The 1,834-nt window shown below is 57.5% G+C and carries 1 protein-coding gene; it reads left to right on the forward strand.

What is annotated here, in order from left to right; genetic code table 11:
- Nucleotides 1–146: 146 nt before the first annotated feature.
- A complete protein-coding gene (locus tag ROE7235_RS19465; RefSeq protein ID WP_121097691.1) occupies nucleotides 147–1,781 on the forward strand; it encodes a TnsB C-terminal domain-containing protein in 1,635 nt (544 codons plus the stop codon).
- The last annotated feature ends 53 nt before the right edge of the window (nucleotides 1,782–1,834 follow it).

The raw sequence follows: 1,834 nt of genomic DNA on the forward strand, positions 1-1,834 counted from the left end.
TGTCGCGTAGCCCTTAATTGTGAGATGAGAAATTCAACGAAATCAACGGCTGTGCTTTGCCCTTAAATATGAGATTTTGCCTTTAACTCCGATATTTTTGCCCTTAAACCTGAGACAGGGTTCACAGGCGTGTGCGGCAAATATCGATGGACAAAGATGGCGAAGGCACCGTTGCCGTTGGTGCGGAAGAGGTGCGCAGGGCGACCGTGCTGCGTCCTCTTGTCCAGGCATATCTCAAAGGTACTGGCAGTCTGGAAAGTGGCATCAATGATGCCGTTTGGGAACTCGGTGTAAGCAGAGCGACAGTTTGGCGATGGATAAAGCGGTTGGCCGAGGAGGGTGGGCGTACCAGCGCTCTGGCTTCGCGAAAACGGGGCCGCCCGACTGGTACGACTTTGATATCCGGTAAGGTAGAAGCGGTGATCGAAGAGCATCTTCGCCGTTATTTCTTGCGGCGTGAACGTCCGAGCCTGTCGCGCGTCGCGACAGAAATCCGCAGCGCATGCTGGCAACAGGGCTTGCAACCCCCGACGCGGCGGACGGTTCAGCGCAGGCTGGATGCAATGGATGCCCGCGAAGTTGCCAAGGCACGAGTGGGCGCAAAGGCAGCCCGCCAGAAATTTGCGCCCGTCACAGGCGAGAACAAGGCAAAGCAGCCACTGGAGGTCGTTCAAATCGACCACACGCCTGCGGACATCATTCTTGTCGACAGTTTTGATCGCCACCCAATTGGCCGACCTTGGGTCACTCTGGCGATCGATATCGCCACGCGGATGGTGACCGGATACTACGTCGCTCTCGAGGCACCTTCTCGGCTGTCAGTGGCGCTTTGCCTGACGCAGGCGGTGACCCCTAAGGCGGAGATTCTGGCGGAATTGGAGTGCAGTGTTTCTTGGCCCGCACAGGGTAAACCGCACAGCATCCACGTCGACAACGGCCGCGATTTCCGGTCGCATGCCTTTCGGTCGGCATGTGCGGAATGGGGGATCAATCTGGTCTATAGGCCGCCGGGAAGTCCTCATTTTGGAGGGCACATCGAACGGTTGATCGGTACGATGATGGGGGCCGTACATCTGTTGCCGGGAACAACGCAATCCTCGGTCTTGGCCAAGGGCGACTACGATGCCGAAGGCATGGCCACCATGACGTTAAGCGAATTCGATCGCTGGTTCGTGTTGGAAATCTGCCGCTACAACAACAGCATTCATTCAAGTCTTGGCTGTACGCCCGTCGCCAAATGGGAGGCGCTCTCAGCGGAGATGATGGGCGACATCCCCTTTGAGATGGAAGCCTTTTGGGTGAGTTTCCTGCCAAGCGAACTGCGCAAGGTCAGGCGTGATGGCATCCATCTGTTCCAGATACGGTACTGGTCCGATGCCCTTGCAGGCCATATTGGGCGCGGGGATGGAAGGGTGGTCGTTCGCTACGACCCTCGCGACCTCTCGGTGATCTGGGTCGAACTGGATGGCGGCCGATACGTCGAGGCTCGGTACCGAAACCTGGAAATCCCACCCGTGTCTCTCTGGGAATACCGCGAAGCCATGAGGAAGGCACGTGCCCTTGGAAAGTCGGAGTCGAATGAACTGGTTCTCGCTGAGCTGATCCGACAGCAACGCCAGATCGAGGCTGAAAGCCGGGGACTTACCAAGGCTGAACGCCGGTCGCGTGAACGAAAAACTGCAATTAAGGGCTCTAACTCGGCTGTCGCGACAACCGAAGGGCTGCGCCCGATCGACACGGGTGATACATCGCGGCCATTGTTCAAGGTGGAGAGATGGTGAATTGAGGGCAGGGACAACTGAGGAAGACGGTCGGATCGCCCTCATTCAATCGG

This window comes from Roseinatronobacter ekhonensis, from assembly GCF_900499075.1.
In the GTDB taxonomy this organism is placed as follows: domain Bacteria; phylum Pseudomonadota; class Alphaproteobacteria; order Rhodobacterales; family Rhodobacteraceae; genus Roseinatronobacter; species Roseinatronobacter ekhonensis.